This is a genomic window from Staphylococcus sp. FSL W8-0774 (assembly GCF_038006785.1).
Classification (GTDB): Bacteria; Bacillota; Bacilli; order Staphylococcales; family Staphylococcaceae; genus Staphylococcus; species Staphylococcus pasteuri.
Genome location: NZ_JBBOVW010000001.1, coordinates 1,568,509 through 1,586,233 on the forward strand (window position 1 = coordinate 1,568,509; position 17,725 = coordinate 1,586,233).

Consider the following 17,725-nt stretch of genomic DNA (forward strand, 5'->3'; position numbering starts at 1 on the left):
AAATCATTCTCCTTTTTTTGCTCGAGGGTGTGCATTGAGATAAACTTTTCTCAATTGTTGATTTGATACGTGCGTATATTTACCAGTTGTTGATAAATTAACATGACCTAATAAAGATTGTACTGTTCTTAAATCAGCGCCTTGATTAAGTAAATGAGTTGCAAACGTGTGTCTTAACTTATGCGGATGAATATTTGTAACACCTGACGTACGTTTGACCACATCATTAAGTACATATCTTACGCCTCTTTCTGTAATAGGCTGACCCTGCATATTAACGATTAAATAATCATGATCAACATTTTTTAAAGGTTTGAATTCCTCTAAATACCGTTCGATACTTTGTTTACAAAATTCTCCAAAAGGTATAAATCTTTCTTTATTACCTTTACCTAATACTTTGACACCAGGTAAATTCATATCTAAGTCATTTCTTTTTATATTCACTAACTCAGAAACGCGAATTCCCGTGGCATATAGTAATTCAAGTATGAGTTTATCTCTCATGCCCTTTTTATTGTCAGTATCAACTGTTTTAAATAATGCTTCCATCTCTTCTTCATAAAAAAATTGAGGAAGGTATTGTTCTTTCTTAGGATGTACAAGTTGAACAAAAGGATTAACGACCGTTTCATCTTGCGTCATCCAATATTCATAAAAAGTACGTAACGTAGAAATTTTACGTGAAACTGTAGTTCTTTTCAAATTTTTCGAATATAAAAAACTTAAATAATTTCTTGCATCTTTATATTCAAAATCATTTAAATCTAAACACTCTTGATCTAAAAAATGATTAAATTGCACTATATCGTCATGATAAGACTTTAGTGTATGATCTGAAAAATTCCGTTCAACTTTTAACATATAGAGAAACGCTTTTTGAATATCATTCAATAAATTTCGCCTCCATCATATTGAATTGTAGCATATTCGTGGTAGGGCTTACAGTGATTTGATATTCAATTCAAAATCTTTCGAGAATTGTAATGCTATATCTTTATAAGCAGTAACCAACAAAAAACTAGATAGCATTTGCCACCTAGTTCATGTACTTGAAAATTATAAAGTTTTTTTATAATTCTCAAGATATTCTAAAGCACGATTCGCTTGAGTTTCATATCTTTCTTTTTTATCTTTAATACGTTTTTCTAATGATGGTAATAATCCAAAATTAGCGTTCATCGGTTGGAAGTTCTTTTCATTCTTGGCATGAGAAATGTAATATGCCATACTACCAATCATTGTTTCTCTTGGGAAAATGACTTCACCTTTATTTAATAATTTATGTGCCAAGTTAATACCTGAGACTAAACCACTTGCAGCACTTTCAACATATCCTTCTACACCTGTCATTTGACCAGCAAAGTAAATGTTGTCATGTCCAATTAATTCATATTTTTCATTTAAAACATCTGGAGAGTTGATAAATGTGTTTCTGTGCATCACACCGTATCTAACGATATCTACGTTTTCTAAACCAGGAATTAACTTAATAACTTCTTTTTGTGCTCCCCATTTTAAATGTGTTTGGAATCCAACAATATTGTAAAGTGTGCCAGCAGCATCATCTTGTCTTAATTGCACTACTGCGAACGGTCTTTTTCCTGTTTTAGGATCTTCTAATCCAACAGGTTTCATTGGTCCAAATAACAACGTTTTACGACCACGTTCTGCCATAACTTCAAATGGCATACAACCTTCAAAGTATTTTTCTTTTTCAAATTCATTTACAGGAGCTACTTCCGCTTCTAAAACAGCGTTATAAAAACGATCAAACTCTTCTTCAGTCATAGGACAATTTAGATAAGCAGCTTCACCTTTGTCATATCTTGATTTTAAATAAACTTTATCCATATCTATACTATCTTTTTCAATGATAGGTGCTGCAGCATCATAGAAATATAGTTGATCTTTACCAGTAATGTCTACGATTTCTTTAGCTAAGTTTTCAGTTGTAAGTGGACCAGTAGCTATTATTGTATAACCCTCTGGAATACTGTGCACTTCTTGATTTAGCACTGTCACATTAGGATGATTTCTAAGTGTATCTGTAATATAACCTGCAAAATCATGTCTATCTACTGCAAGTGCACCACCAGCTGGAACTCTTGCTTTATCTGCTGCTTGAATAATAAGTGAATCCAAGCGTCGCATTTCTTCTTTTAAAACACCTACAGCATTTGTAAGTGCATTACCTCTTAACGAGTTTGAACATACAAGTTCAGCAAATTTGTCAGTGTGATGTGCAGGTGTCTGCTTAACTGGACGCATTTCTATTAAATTAACTTTAATTCCTCTTTCTGCTAATTGGTAGGCAGCTTCAGAACCAGCTAAACCTGCACCAACTACATTGACTGTTTCTGTCATGTTATTGCCTCCTGCTATTCTCATTTATATAAAATTCTAACGAGTAATTTTATTAATAAAACTATAAAAATAGCTCTCGCAATGTAATGCGTAGCTATTTTTATATAGATATCTATTTTTGTACTTCTTCTTTATAATCACAATTTGAACAAGTTACTTGGCTGCTTCTGCCTTTTTTCTTTTCAACTAAGTAATGATTACATTTTGGACAGTCTCTACCGATTGGTTTATCCCATGAAATAAATTCGCATTCTGGATAATTTGAACAACCATAGAAAATTCTGTTCTTCTTAGATTTACGTTCTACAACATCGCCATCTTTACAAGTTGGGCATTTCACGCCAATTGTTTTAACGATGGCTTTCGTATTACGACAATCTGGAAAATTAGAGCAAGCCATAAATTTACCGTAGCGACCCATTTTGATAACCATCGGAGAGCCACATACTTCACAATCTTCACCTGCAGGTTCGTCTTTGATTTCTATTTTTTCCATTTCTTCTTCGGCACGTTCAACGTCCTGTTTGAAACTATTATAAAAATCTCCAACTACTTTTCTCCAATTTGTGTCGCCTTCAGCGATTTTATCAAGAAGTGTTTCCATATTTACAGTAAATTCAACGTCAATGATTTCAGGGAAGTATTCTTTAACTTGTTCATAAACAATTTCCCCTAATTCAGTTGGCATGAATCGTTTACTATCTAATTTGACGTAATTACGTTTTTGAATTGTGTCAATTGTTGGTGCATAAGTTGATGGTCGACCAATTTTTAATTCTTCTAATGTTTTAACTAGTCTAGCCTCTGTAAATCTTGGTGGTGGTTGAGTAAAGTGTTGTGCAGGTTCAATTTGAGTGGCAGTTACTTTATCTCCCTGTTCTAATTTAGGTAATTTATTTTCTTTTTCACTATCTTGGTCATCTTTAGTTTCAACATATAATGTCATGAAACCTTTAAACTTAATTGTTTGACCATTAGCTCTAAATTTAATGTCATTTTGTGTTACATCTAAAGCGATAGTATCTAAAATTGCTGGAGCCATTTGACTTGCAACAAAACATTCCCAAATCAATTTATATAAACGATGTTGATCACGAGTTAAGAATGGTTTCATATCATCAGGTGTTCTTAAAGTACTTGATGGTCTGATAGCTTCATGGGCATCTTGATCCCCTTGTTTACCAGTTGCTTTTCTTTTAGAAACATATTCGTTTCCGTATTTATCAATTATATAATTTTTAGCTTCAGACTTTGCTTGGTCTGAGATACGAGTTGAATCGGTACGCATATATGTTATTAGACCAACTGTACCTTGTTTCTTTAAATCAATACCTTCATAAAGCTGTTGTGCAACCATCATTGTTTTACGAGCTTTAAAATTGAGTTTACGCGCTGCCTCTTGTTGTAATGTTGATGTTGTAAATGGATTAGCTGGATTACGTGTTTTTTCTTTCTTATTCACGTTAGTGATTTCAAATTCGTCACCATCTAATGCAGCAGTGATTTTTTCAACATCATCTTTTTTATTTAGTTTATAAGGTTTGTTTTTATAATGAAGAAATTTAGCTGTGAATTTAGATTTTTTATATCTAAATTCTCCTTCTATTGTCCAATATTCTTCAGGTTTGAAGTTTCTAATTTCATTTTCTCTATCAATAACAAGTTTCAATGCTACAGATTGTACACGTCCTGCAGATAGACCTTTTTTAACTTTCTTCCATAATACAGGAGAAATATTATAACCAACTAATCTATCAAGTATACGACGTGCTTGTTGCGCATCAACTAGATCCATCTCAATACCTCTTGGGTGTTTGAAACTATCTTTTACAGCATCTTTTGTTATTTCATTAAATACTACTCTGTTTTCTTTTGAATCTTCTAATTCTAATATTTTTGATAAATGCCAAGCAATTGCTTCACCTTCGCGGTCAGGGTCACTAGCCAGGAAAACTTTTTTAGCTTTCTTAGCATGTTTCTTTAATTCTTTAACTACGGGACCTTTACCACGTATTGTTATATATTTGGGTTCATAATTATCTTCAGTGTCCACGCCCATTTGACTTCTAGGTAAATCACGAACGTGTCCCATTGAAGCGATAACTTTATATCTTTTTCCTAAATACTTTTCAATGGTTTTAGCTTTTGCAGGCGATTCAACTATGACTAAATTATCTGCCAAAGTGATTTCCCCCTTGCTAATCTAATTACTAAAGATAAATGATAAACGGTCAATTTTGTTTTTGTCAATGTTTTAATATTTTATGACGCATTTTGTTATATTTTTTAATTAACTATTTGTCTTTTTCTTTAATGATTTTAATCCATTTTATTACAGTCTAATTGCTTAATATACACTATATTCTTAAATTGAATAGTCTTGTAAGATATCATGTTCATTCACAACAATCGTTGCGCCTTCTTGATGCAATAATAAATTCCCTTTTGCTGAGGTATCAAATATTTTTCCTGGTAATACATAGACATTTCGATTTTGTTCAAGTGCACAATCTATAGTAATACGACTTCCACTTCTTTCATTAGCTTCTGTTAATAAAACACCTTTTGATAAACCACTAATCAATCTGTTCCTTGCAGGAAATTTATATTTCGCTATTGGAGAAAATGGTGGATATTCGCTAATAACAATACCTTGTTCTTCAATTTTCTTTCTAAGTGAAAAAGTAGATTTTGGATAATGATGTGTATGTCCATAACCTAATACAGCAATTGTAGGCAAATAGGCATTCAATGTCTGTTGATGTGCCTCACTATCTGCTCCTGCAGCAAGACCAGATACAATTGTAAGTTGAGCTCTTTTAAATGAAGGAAAAAGATAATTAAGTGCTTGGCTTGTATAGTTTGTACACTTTCTAGCACCAACTATAGCTAAAGTTTTATCGTTTTTTAAAATGTCTTTATTACCCTTATAAAATAAGACAAAAGGATAATCATAAATTTCTTTTAATAAATAGGGATAATCTTTATCAAAATAGGTGATATAGTTGATATCTAATTGTCGAAGAACTTTCATAATTTCATTATATTGAAATTGTTTGTAGTCAAGGAACTTAGGCAATAATCGTGGCTGGTATTGAGTAATCCAACAATGTAATAACGATTCTTGTTCATAATCATTAACATGAAAGAGCTGTGGATAATATTGGTTGAGTTGATGTATTTGTGAAGTAGTAAACTGAGCCCAGTATAATTTAAGTAAAAAATGTTTGTTCAAAATCATTGCTCCTTTAATTAAATTATACACAGAAACAACTTGCTTTTGTGTTACAGTTCATAAACATATAAATGGAAAATGTAATTCAATTTTAAGAAGTAAAATTTTAACCATTGTAAATTTTTAAAATCTTCATTAACTTCTATAAAAAAGCTCCCAATATCTTGATAAACAGTGGGAACTTTTTTAATTATAGTTTTGTGTTACTATTTATTGTTTCAAATTGTATATTTTATATAATAGTGGTCGTACAGGTATAATAAAGTCTCCGATTAATTCTTCAATATGTGTATTAAATCCCTTTTTAAATTGTTGAACGCCATAATCTTCAGCATCTAATCCAAACTTCCCGGTTATCCCATAAAAATTATACCGATTAATTTTATGTTCTTTTGCATATCTAATCATTTCCCATTGTAATCTATAAGCACCCATATATTCATTATACTTAGGATTAGAGCCACTAGATAAGTAATAAACTTCATCCTTAGTACAAATAAATAACGCAGCTGCTAAGTCTAAAATTTTTCCATCCCTTTTAATTAATTTCCTAGTTCTGAATATTTTCTTCTCGACGCTTATTTTTTGTGATTCTAATTGAGATAATAATGTCTTATTTTTCTTTGAATTTGGATATTTAATTAATATACTTTTAGAGTTTTCAATTTGTTTTTCAATTGTTAATATTTTTTCTTGTAAAATATCTAGATATTCTATTAAATCTATATAAGCTAATTTAATCATTGCATCTTCTTTATATATATCTAGCATTTGTTTAAAATATTCTTCTTCTCTAAACTTAAATCCATGCTTTTTTTCGGCCATTTGGAATAATCTATAAAATTTAGAAATTTCATTAATAGATAACGTTCTAACTTTTACACCAATTTCAATTGTTTTTAGAACATTGCGTCGCGTTTGATAATTCATATCTTTTAATAATTGCTGTTCAGATTTATCATCAATATTTAAAACTGACATCCAACGAATCTGGCTCATGTTTGAATATCCGATACTATAACCTTGGTGTAAATATCCTAGATTTCGGAGCGCATTCATTATCTGTTCATTATTATAATGCTTAATTATTTTTCCGTCAGGATTTCTTATGTTTTCTATAATATAAGGGTCCACCAAAACATATACACCTTTATGCTTCCATGTATACACCTTCAAATTTTCAAAGAAATAATTGAGTAATGATAAATTGTCATAATCTAATATGGGACCTCGATGAGTATAAAAATACTTATAATACCTTAGTATGCGTGCTTCTGTAAGTACGCATGCAGCTAAGACTTTATTATTATCATCTTTCACCCCAACTATATGTGAATCATTATTATTTTTTTGCCTATAATCATATAGTTTCAATGACTGAGTATAGTGTTTAAAATGAGATTGAGCAAATTCATCAAATTCTTCTCTAGTTAAAATAGTAAATTTCATTAAAATTAACCTACTTTCTAGATAATTAAATTATGCTTTTTTAAATGGTCGTATGAAAATCATATCGTAATCATAATCATGAACAACTTTATGTGCTACTTCAGTTTTACGCCAACCACCTAAATTCCAATTTTGATCTAAACTTTGAAATTTCATTAATTTACCATCATAATCACCATTTAACACAATTGCGGTATGACCAAATCCTCCACCATATCTCCCACTAAATACAACGATATCTCCTGGTTCTGCTTTAAAAGATGGTGTATTATGATAAATTTTAGCTTCCCCATTAAAATTATTAGCATATGGAATATCTTTAGCTCCATAACCTTTAAGTCCATGTCCATAAAGATGGTTCCAATATACATTAACTAAATCAAAACATTGCCACCCATAACTACCATCAAAATCCCAACCTTTATTCTCCAATGTCTTTAAATAATCAAGTGTAGTTGAATTATTTTTAGGTTGTATTTTTTTCTTTGGCTCGATAAGAGGTGTCATCGGGACTTTCAATTTTTGCCCAATAAAAATTAAATTTGGATTAGATATATTATTTGAATTTTGCAAATTAGTAACTGTAGTCTTGTATTTTAAAGCTATCGCACTAAGTGTATCACCACTTTTAACAGTATAAATTTGTGTACTCGGTGCGGCTCTAAAGAAATAGCCGCCAGAACCATAAGAGTTATTTTTATTTGATTTATCAATATGAGTAGTTGAGATAACTGAATTTTCAGATTTTTTTAAATTCTAAATTCTCAATCTTCTTTTGACCATTTTGTAAGTTTAAGTTTTTTATTTCATTATTGTATCTAACATTTTCTGTTACTTATTTATTTTTTTGGACTTTAATACTATTTTCAGATGTATCGATATTGGATTTATTAATAACCTGATTATTGGAATTTGATTTTTCTTTAGTTACTACATTTATATTCGTATTTTCTTCAATAATATTTTGTAAGTGATTTTCTTCTCCTCTTAAAACGTTAACTTGATTTGTATTTATAATATTTATATTATTAGTGTTATTTTTTTCTTTTAAAGTTATTTTTTGTTCTTCACTAAGTTGATTATTATTAATTTCATCGGCACTTGCCGTGTTAGAAATCCCTATTAACATAAAAGAACCAATTGCTAATGAAAATACTCCTAAACTAATTTTTCTGATTGAAAGTCGCAAATTAATATGATTGAAATTATACATGATGTTACACTCCTGTTGTTAAATATATTATATAAATAATATATAATTTTACACAACTTATTGTAAATGTTTTTTATAAAATAAATAACCTAGGGCTACAAAGAACCCTAGGTTTATCAATTAAAATTATTTAATAGTTAATAATTCTTCGTAAATGCCTGCTTCTTTAGCTGCATCAATTAAAGTTGTACCGATTTCTGAAGGTGTATCTGCAGTGTGTACACCACAGCTGTTAAGTGTTTTAATTTTTTCTTCAGCAGTACCTTTACCACCAGAAATAATCGCACCAGCATGACCCATACGTTTTCCTGGAGGTGCTGTTTGACCACCAATGAATCCAACTACAGGTTTATCCATATTTTCTTTAATCCATTGAGCTGCTTCTTCTTCAGCTGTACCACCGATTTCACCAATCATTACTACAGCTTTAGTTTCAGGATCTTCATTGAAAGCTTTTAAAACATCGATGAAGTTAGTACCGTTAACTGGGTCGCCGCCAATACCTACAGCAGTTGTTTGACCAATACCTTCTTCAGTTAATTGGTGAACTGCTTCATAAGTTAATGTACCTGAACGAGATACAACACCTACGTGACCTTTTTTGTGAATGTAACCTGGCATAATACCAATTTTACATTCATCCGCTGTAATTACTCCTGGACAGTTTGGTCCTACTAAACGTGTTTTTCTACCTTGTAAATAACGTTTAACTTTAACCATGTCTACAACAGGAATATGTTCAGTAATACAAATCACCATATCTAAATCAGCATCTGCTGCTTCTAAAATTGAATCTGCAGCAAATGGTGCTGGAACGTATACTACTGATACGTTTGCTCCAGTTTCTTGTTTAGCTTCTTCAACAGTATTGAATACTGGAACACCTTCTACTACTTGTCCACCTTTACCAGGTGTTACCCCTGCGACAATTTGTGTTCCATAATCTAACATTTGTTTCGTATGGAAAAGGGCAGTAGACCCTGTAATACCTTGTACCATTACTTTTGTATTTTTATCTATAAATACACTCATCTTAGTGTTCCCATCCTTTCCTTATGATTCTTTAACAAGTTTAACAATTTTTTGAGCGCCGTCAGCCATAGTTGATGCTGGCTCAATTGCTAAACCTGAATCATTTAAGATTTCTTTACCGCGTTCTACGTTAGTACCTTCTAAACGTACTACAAGTGGTAAAGTTAACTCTACTTCTTTAACTGCTGCAACGATACCTTCAGCGATAACATCACATTTCATAATTCCACCGAAGATATTTACAAAGATACCTTTAACATTTTCGTCACCTAAAATGATTTTGAATGCTTCAGTAACTTTTTCTTTAGTAGCGCCACCACCACAGTCTAAGAAGTTAGCTGGATTTCCACCAAAATGATTGATTGTATCCATAGTAGCCATGGCAAGTCCTGCACCATTAACCATACAACCAATATCACCATCTAATGCAATATATGATAAATCATATTTAGATGCTTCGATTTCTTTTGGATCTTCTTCTTCTAAATCTCTTAATTCCATAATGTCTTTATGTCTGAATAAAGCATTGTCATCGAAGTTTAATTTAGCATCTAATGCTAAAACTTCACCGTCACCAGTTGTTACTAGTGGGTTAATTTCAACGATTGAACAATCTTTTTTAATAAATACATTGTAAAGTGACATTAAAAATTTAGCAGCTTTACCAATTGATTCTTTAGGAATATTGATATTGAAAGCAATTCTACGTGCTTGATAAGGTGATAATCCTACAACAGGATCAATTGTTTCTTTAAAGATTTTTTCAGGAGTTTTAGCAGCTACTTCTTCAATTTCAGTACCGCCTTCTTCTGATGCCATTAAAGTAACACTATCAGTAGCACGATCAATTACAAATCCTACATAATATTCTTTTTGAATGTCGCAACCTTGTTCGATATATAAGCGTTTAACTTCTTTACCTTCAGGTCCTGTTTGATGTGTAACTAATTGTTTACCTAATAATTCATTAGCGTAAGTTTCAACTTCAGATAGTGATTTAGCAATTTTTACACCGCCTGCTTTACCTCTACCCCCAGCGTGTATTTGTGCTTTAACCACGTATACATCTGAATCTAATTCTTTCGCTTTTTCCACCGCTTCTTCAGCAGTAAATGCTACTCGTCCTTCTGGAACGGCTACGCCCATTGAACGAAATATTTCTTTACCTTGATACTCGTGGATATTCATCTTCCATCCTCCTGTTTCTTAGGTTAAGTTCCTTTTCAATTATAAAAAATGAAAGCGTTATTGTAAACTGATACCACTCTTTTTTTGCAATTAATTTAAAATTCAAACTATTATTTGATTGATTTAATAGGTTCAAACGTTTTTCGGTGTTCTTTTATAACGCCATATTCTTCTATACCCTTAAGGTGTTCTTTAGTACCATAACCAACGTTATTTTCAAATCCATATCCTGGAAATTGCTCAGCTAATTCTTTCATATAGTTATCTCGATGTTCTTTAGCCATAATACTTGCTGCTGCAATTGATACACTTTTAGCATCACCTTTAATAATAGACGTCTGGTTAATTTCGTTATCTAATTTCATCGCATCAATTAATAAATGTGTGGGTTTTAATTTTAAATTGTCTATTGCGCGTTGCATGGCGATTTGTGTCGCTTTATATATATTGAATTGATCAATTTCTTCTGCTGTTGCAACACCATAAGCGTATTCAGTAACACCATCTATTAATTGTTGGTTTAATTTTGCTCTATTTTTAGCAGATACCTTTTTAGAGTCATTAAGGCCTAGATAATTATGGTCATTATTCAAAATCACTGCACAAGCTACAACTGGTCCAGCAAGTGGACCTCTGCCCACTTCATCGATGCCACAAATAACTTCGTCGGCATTATTTGCTAACAATTCATTTTCATAGAAAGTCATCTCATGATATTGTTCTATGAGTTGTAATTCTTTTTCTAATTGCTTTTTACGACTAGCAATTGCTTGCTGTACACCTTTTCGATTATCCAAATTAGCTTCATGTTGTTCTAGTTCTTCAATCGTATCAATTTGTTCAAGCAACTGCTTCATTTCTTTAATCGTTTTAGACATGTTCAATGTCACTCTTCATTTCTTTAAATATATCAAAGCAATATGTGCCGATTTTAGCATTTCTAATTTCATAAATAATTAACTCAATAACCGCTTCATAATCCACTTCATTACCCTTTTGTAATAAACCTCTTCGACGTCCAATTGCATCAAACCACTCTAATATTTCTGCATCTTCATCCACTTCAATATTGTAATGTGATTTTAAACCAACTAAATCTTTTTTAATCATAAATTGAAGTCCATAAATAGCTACTTCATCTAAGTGAACGATGCTATCTTTAATTGCACCAGTTAGACTTAGTTTCTTCCCTACTTCTTCATCTTCGAATTTTGGCCATAAAATTCCGGGTGTATCTAATAATTGTAACGAGTTTCCTACTTTAATCCATTGTTGTTGTTTCGTAACTCCAGGTTTATTACCAGTTTGAGCAATGCTTCGGTTCGCTAGTTTATTAATTAGCGTTGACTTACCTACATTAGGAATACCAACTATCATGGCACGTATTGCTCTAGGTCTTAATCCTTTTGCTTTTTCTCGATCGAACTTTTCTTTCGTCGCTTGTATTGCTGCTTTTTCAACATCTTTTAAATTTTTACCATGTTTAGCGTCGACAGCTACTGGATAGTAACCTTTATTTTCAAAGAATTGTTCCCATTTTTCCAATTCCTTTAAGTTAGTCATGTCTTTTTTATTTAAAATAACTACTCTTGGCTTTTGTTTTATTACTTCATCAATCATTGGGTTTCTTGAACTATAAGGAATACGTGCATCTACAAGTTCAAATACAACGTCTACTTTCTTCAATTGTTCGCTTACTTCCCTTTTAGCTTTGGCCATGTGGCCAGGATACCATTGTATTGTCATTGTCATCACCTTTCATCAATACTTTTCATCTTTTACATTGTATAAATTATACTCTAACATCTTCTCATAAACTAGGTTTAGTTTAACACGCGAACTATAATAACTTGTTTTTAAATATTTTAGCGATTCTATACTTTAAGATTCTGTAAAATAGTTTAAATTAAAGTATAAATACTTTTCATCGTCATTACTATCCCCTACAATTTGGGAATAGTCATAAAAAATTATAATCAAGATAAATATATGGAGTAGGAGTCAGTCATGAAAAAATTTCTCAAATACTCACTTATTTTCTTCTTTCTATCATTAATTGGTCATAGTTATGTTATTTATAAATTCTATCATGACGGCATACTATTTACTGGACCTAATGATGGTATGGAACAAATGGTACCTATCCAGATGTACTTATTTAATCAATGGAGTCATGGTAATTGGTTTTATTCATCTGACTTTGGAATAGGTGGAGATTTCTTTACAGATTTAAGTTATTACTTTTCAACCAATATTATATTCATTATCAATGTTTTAGTAATTATGCTATTAAAGCTATTCATACATATTGATACTACACAATTATTATTTTGGATGAACAATGCGCTTATCGTTTCAATTTTCAAAGCAAGTTTAGCGCTTTATTGTACATATTTATATGCAAAGCACTTAACAAAAAATCACATCATTAGCATGTTAATGGCATTTTTATTTGTAATTTCACCTTTGTATTTCAGATTTACAGTATACTGGCCGTTTTTCAGTGATGTATTTATTTGGATGCCATTATTGTTATATTCGATTGAACGATTTTTTAAAACTAAAAAAATAGGTTTATTTATAACATCAATGACATTGATATTAATTAATAATTTTTACTTTGCTTATTACTTACTCATTATCGGTGCAGGATATATTATCATTCGAATCTTGTTTAAACATGACAATGATAAAGTTTCACGTAAACAAGCATTTTTGATTTTCATCATAAGTGGGATCTTATCTTTAGGAAATAGCTTATTTATTTTCTATCATAGTGTGCAAGGTTATTTAGGTAATCGACGTATTCCATTTACAGGAAAAGTGCCTCGTTTTGAACATCTAGATGCAAATACAAATTTATTTTTTGATAATTATCTTATTGTCATTTTATTTATTACGATTCAAGCTATTTTATCCTTTAAATTATATAAACATTTTTATTATCGTTTATTTGCTATTCTAACTTTTGTATTTATTTTATTTAATTTTGTACCGTTCATAGACCAGTTATTTAATGGATTCTCTGCCCCACAAAAAAGATGGCAGTTTATCATTGCATTTAATTCAGCTATGTTAATAGGACTTTATGTTAAATATTTTAAAACTGTAAAAATTAAATCTTATCTTCTAACAAATATTAATGCGCAAAGCGTCGTATTTACTAGTGCCTTCGCCTATCATACTTATGTTGCATGGATGATATTTGTACCTATAGTTTCTCTTATAGGATTGTTGATTTTAGTTCTCAATGATAAAACAAGCCGTATTAAATTATCATATTTATATATTGTTGCTATAGCTTTATTAAATATCATGGTGTCATTTGTATTTATTAAAAATCAAATTTATTTTGAAGATCATAAGGATAGAGCTAATACGTTCTACTTAAATTCAAATATGTATAGTTCAGATTTACAAAGATCACTAGTTAATCAAATGAAATCATCTAAACGTGAGGATGAGCGTATCGATTGGAGAGTTAATGAGCAAGATAATACACCTATGTATCAAAATTTCAAAGGATTGAGCCTATATTCAAGCATTTTCCATCACAATATTCTAGATGATTATTATGATGATTTAAAAATTAACTTAGCAGAGGAATCATTAAGTAGGTATCAATCTACAAATGGTAGACAAAATATAGCTAGTCTTTTCTCCATTCGTTATCTCATGTTGAAAGAATATCAAGATAATGTCCCGAGCTACTTTAAAAAGGTTAAAAAAGCAGGACAATATTCAATTTATGAAAACACGCTAAATCTGCCTTCAGTTAAAGTTACAGATAACGTTTTTAATGAAAAGTCTTTAAAAACACCAATTGACCGTGAACATGCCATGTTAGATGGTGTTGTTTTAAATAAAAAAGGACAAAACTATCATAAAAAAGCAGATAATTTACTAAACAGAGTGAAAATTTCAAGCGACAATATTTCTAAATTAAAGCATCATAATATTAAAGTTACTCAAAATACAGGACATATTAAACTTCATATTCCTAAAAAATTAAGAACTCAATATACTGATTTTTACTTAACGATGAAGATCAAAAGAGGTGTTCCAGATAGCAATTATACGGTCAACGTAAATCAATATAATAACAATCGTCTATATAACGATTCTGTATACCCCACAGGTGTAGATACCCAATTATACCGTGCTCAACCAGATAAAAATGGCGATATCACGATTCAATTATCTCCTAAAGGTACATTTAACTTACAATTATTAAACCTAAATGGTGAAAATTATGATACGCTCAAAAAAGCAAAGCAACATGCAAATTTTAAAATGAATTATCAGGACATTAAAAATGGTGTGAAAGTCAATTTAGATCAGCATAATAAAGGTATTGCGACCATCAATATTCCTTATAGAAAAGGTATGAAAGCTTTCGTAGATGGTGAAAAAACAGAAGTCTATAAAGCTAATGGCATGATGACAGGAGTTCCAGTAAATAAAAATGACAAAACGATCATCATTAAATATCAACCACCTTTATGGAATACAATGATTTTTATATCAATAATTAGTATGATTGTAAGTTTGATATTTATTAAATATTTAAAATCTATAAAGAGAAAGAAGAGAAAGCATAATGTATAAAAAGATCACTTCCAATCCTTATTCATTTCTATTATTAATTATCATTGCAAGTGCTATTTTATCACTATGCATTTATCTCCCTTTCATTTATCTTTTTATTACTAAAGGAACAGTGTTTAGTGGTAATGGAGATGGATTCAGCCAAATGATGCCATTTCAAATGTATTTATATGAACATTTCTCTACTTTCAAAGGATTCTATGATGAATCCTTTGGTTTAGGTGGAGATTATGTAAAAGGACTTGCCTATTATTATTCAATGTCACCTCTTATGTGGATTAACTTTGGTTGGATTTGGATTTTAGAAAAAATAGGATTAGCGCACCCACACGATATCAATTTTTGGCCTGCAAACCAATTAATAATGGCGTATGTTAGAACCGTTCTTACATTTATTTGTACATTTTATTTCTTTAGATATTTAAAATTCAAACCTACTTCAGTCATCTTAGCTACAATAATGTATTGTATTTCTACAGTTGTTATCTACTACAATTTTACATGGTCTTTTTATGGTAATTTATTAATTCTATTACCACTTTCTTTACTCTCTATGGAACGTTTCTTTAGAGAAAAGAAAATTGGACTTTTTATATTTGCCATTGGTTTGACCCTTTTTATGAATTTTTACTTTAGTTATTATCAAGCAATCGTATTAGGATTTTATTTTATTTATAGAATAATCATGACGCATCCAAAAGATATTGTGACTAGATGGCAAAAATTCTATATTCTTCTAATTGCTGTAATATTAAGTGTATTAAGCAGTATATTTGGATTGTTTACAGGACTTTCTTCATTTTTTAACAATGATAGAGCACAGAATTCTAAATTTGAAATCACTTTATTGACAGATCTTACAAACAGTAATTTTAATATTTTTTCAGATGGATTTTATATAACGATTACTTTTATAACAATTATTGCTTTATTTTCATTCAAATTATATCGTCATTATTATTTTAGATTATTTGCCATAGTGACATGGATATTATTGATTGGCTCATTATCACAATACTTTGATAGTGCATTTAATGGTTTTTCAATGCCCCAAAGACGTTGGGTTTATGCATTAACGTTATCTTCTAGCGCATTAGTTGCATTATTAATACAGCATATTAGTGAATTATCACTTAAAAAATACTTAATAGTTGCAATACCTATTAGTTTATATGGAATCATTTACTTTTTGGAAGCAAGTAATACTATTTATTGGATTCCGGTATCAATCATACTTATTGTCGTATTAGGTTTCATCATTAAAAAACCTATGCTTGCTAATCAATGGTGGCTCCAACTTTTATTAATATTACTCATTTTTCTACAACAATTAGCGATTGAACATGTGACTTTTAAGAAGACAATTGAGCCTTATCAATCAACGATGAAGGATATCAATGATCCTAGCTATAGAGGTCATACTTTAAACGATAAAATACAACAAATTAAACAATCACAGTCCAACCCATTGTCTAGAATCGATTACATGTCTTTTTACGGGTTAAATTCACCATTCATTTATCACTATAATGGGATTTCTTTATACTCAAGCATTTTTGATGGAGACATTTTGAAGTATTATGATAAGACAATGCAAATCAATATGCCAGTAGATAAAAATAGTACTTATCGTTATCTAGGCAATCGTGCAAACTTAATGGCATTATGGGGTGTAGAAGATCGACTTAGACATCCTAATGATTTAAATATCCCTTATGGATTCAAAAAGAAAGCATTAATTAACGATAGCGGTGATCAATGGATTCATTCACATAATATGATGCATTATCCAGCTGCACATATTACAAATAAAATATATGATGCGAAAGATTTAAAATCTCCTTTAGATCAAGAACAAGCTATGCTTCAAGGTGTTGTATTTAATCAGAAAGACGATAAATCGAATACGTCTTTCAGTTCAAATCCAAATCTGTTATCACATACTAAACGTACGTTAGTTAATGCTAAACGACTTGATAATAATCATATTGAAGTTACTAAAAATAATGGAGGCATTCATCTTCAATTACCTCAATTCATTTCTAAACAATATAAAGATTTATACGTTGAAATGGATGTTGAATTATTATCACCAGATAAAAAACATACAGTAGGTGTAAATGATTACAGTCAAAACCGTAATGAGCTCACTTATAAATATCGTCGATTCGTAAGCTCAGTCACAATGCGTATTAAATCATCAGATGATTTAAATATAAAATTATCTAAAGGCAAATACCGTATTAAAGTTAAAGGTATATATGGCGAAAATTATCAAATATTAAAACAAAGTACCCAACAATTAAAGCATGTGCATATTGATAAACAACGAAATGGTTATACAATTAAAAAAGATAAAAATGACAGTGGTTATTTAGTTATGCCTATACCTTATGCTAAAGGAATGAAAGCATCTATTGATGGTCATACAGAAAAAGTTGAAAAAGCAAATGGTATCATGACAGCGATTCCTGTTAAAAAAGGACAAGAAATGATTAAACTAACTTATACACCACCTCATTTTTACTTATTAATCATTATTTCGATTATTGGTATCATCGGCAGTATAATATTTACCAAAAAATTAAATAAAAGAAATTAAAAAAGTATGAGTCTTATCAAATGTTTAAGTT

The 17,725-nt window shown here is 30.4% G+C and carries 12 protein-coding genes and 1 pseudogene; 2 read left to right on the forward strand and 11 right to left on the reverse strand.

Annotated elements, in window-relative coordinates; genetic code table 11:
* Positions 1–3 precede the first annotated feature (3 nt).
* The 11 genes and pseudogenes from xerC to ylqF all read right to left on the reverse strand — a co-directional run bounded on the left by xerC (position 4) and on the right by ylqF (position 12,230).
* On the reverse strand, positions 4–894 hold the full coding sequence (gene xerC / locus NSQ15_RS07615) for a tyrosine recombinase XerC (protein ID WP_017638383.1): 891 nt from the start codon (positions 892–894) through the stop codon (positions 4–6).
* A 165-nt stretch (positions 895–1,059) separates the two neighbouring features.
* Positions 1,060–2,367: an FADH(2)-oxidizing methylenetetrahydrofolate--tRNA-(uracil(54)-C(5))-methyltransferase TrmFO gene (gene trmFO, locus NSQ15_RS07620; protein WP_124760185.1), complete on the reverse strand. Its 1,308-nt coding sequence runs from the start codon at positions 2,365–2,367 to the stop codon at positions 1,060–1,062.
* Positions 2,368–2,479: 112 nt separating this feature from the next.
* Positions 2,480–4,555 (reverse strand): type I DNA topoisomerase, encoded by a 2,076-nt coding sequence (gene topA, locus NSQ15_RS07625; RefSeq protein WP_340747189.1) that lies wholly within the window; start codon positions 4,553–4,555, stop codon positions 2,480–2,482.
* A 177-nt stretch (positions 4,556–4,732) separates the two neighbouring features.
* Positions 4,733–5,602: a DNA-processing protein DprA gene (dprA, locus tag NSQ15_RS07630; protein WP_217193860.1), complete on the reverse strand. Its 870-nt coding sequence runs from the start codon at positions 5,600–5,602 to the stop codon at positions 4,733–4,735.
* 210 nt (positions 5,603–5,812) lie between these two features.
* Positions 5,813–7,051 (reverse strand): aminoacyltransferase, encoded by a 1,239-nt coding sequence (locus NSQ15_RS07635; RefSeq protein WP_070451346.1) that lies wholly within the window; start codon positions 7,049–7,051, stop codon positions 5,813–5,815.
* A 30-nt stretch (positions 7,052–7,081) separates the two neighbouring features.
* Positions 7,082–7,729 (reverse strand): annotated as a pseudogene (locus NSQ15_RS07640) (CHAP and LysM peptidoglycan-binding domain-containing protein); the annotation flags it as partial.
* Between the two features lie 157 nt (positions 7,730–7,886).
* Positions 7,887–8,264, reverse strand: coding sequence for a YSIRK-type signal peptide-containing protein (locus NSQ15_RS07645; protein ID WP_070451348.1), 378 nt, complete (start codon positions 8,262–8,264; stop codon positions 7,887–7,889).
* Positions 8,265–8,390: 126 nt separating this feature from the next.
* Positions 8,391–9,296, reverse strand: coding sequence for a succinate--CoA ligase subunit alpha (sucD, locus tag NSQ15_RS07650; RefSeq protein ID WP_124760187.1), 906 nt, complete (start codon positions 9,294–9,296; stop codon positions 8,391–8,393).
* A gap of 21 nt (positions 9,297–9,317) precedes the next feature.
* Complete coding sequence (gene sucC, locus NSQ15_RS07655; protein WP_217193858.1) at positions 9,318–10,484, reverse strand: ADP-forming succinate--CoA ligase subunit beta; 1,167 nt, start codon at positions 10,482–10,484, stop codon at positions 9,318–9,320.
* A 110-nt stretch (positions 10,485–10,594) separates the two neighbouring features.
* Positions 10,595–11,362 carry a ribonuclease HII gene (locus tag NSQ15_RS07660; protein ID WP_017638389.1) on the reverse strand — a complete coding sequence of 256 codons (768 nt, stop codon included), beginning with the start codon at positions 11,360–11,362 and terminating at the stop codon, positions 10,595–10,597.
* Positions 11,355–12,230, reverse strand: coding sequence for a ribosome biogenesis GTPase YlqF (gene ylqF / locus NSQ15_RS07665; RefSeq protein ID WP_029055448.1), 876 nt, complete (start codon positions 12,228–12,230; stop codon positions 11,355–11,357). Before ylqF ends, NSQ15_RS07660 begins: the two co-directional genes overlap by 8 nt.
* Before the next feature lie 261 nt (positions 12,231–12,491).
* On the opposite strand from ylqF, the gene NSQ15_RS07670 reads away from it, so the two are divergent.
* On the forward strand, positions 12,492–15,092 hold the full coding sequence (locus tag NSQ15_RS07670) for a YfhO family protein (RefSeq protein WP_340747065.1): 2,601 nt from the start codon (positions 12,492–12,494) through the stop codon (positions 15,090–15,092).
* On the forward strand, positions 15,085–17,694 hold the full coding sequence (locus tag NSQ15_RS07675; protein ID WP_340747066.1) for a YfhO family protein: 2,610 nt from the start codon (positions 15,085–15,087) through the stop codon (positions 17,692–17,694). The genes NSQ15_RS07670 and NSQ15_RS07675 overlap by 8 nt, the downstream gene beginning before the upstream one ends.
* The last annotated feature ends 31 nt before the right edge of the window (positions 17,695–17,725 follow it).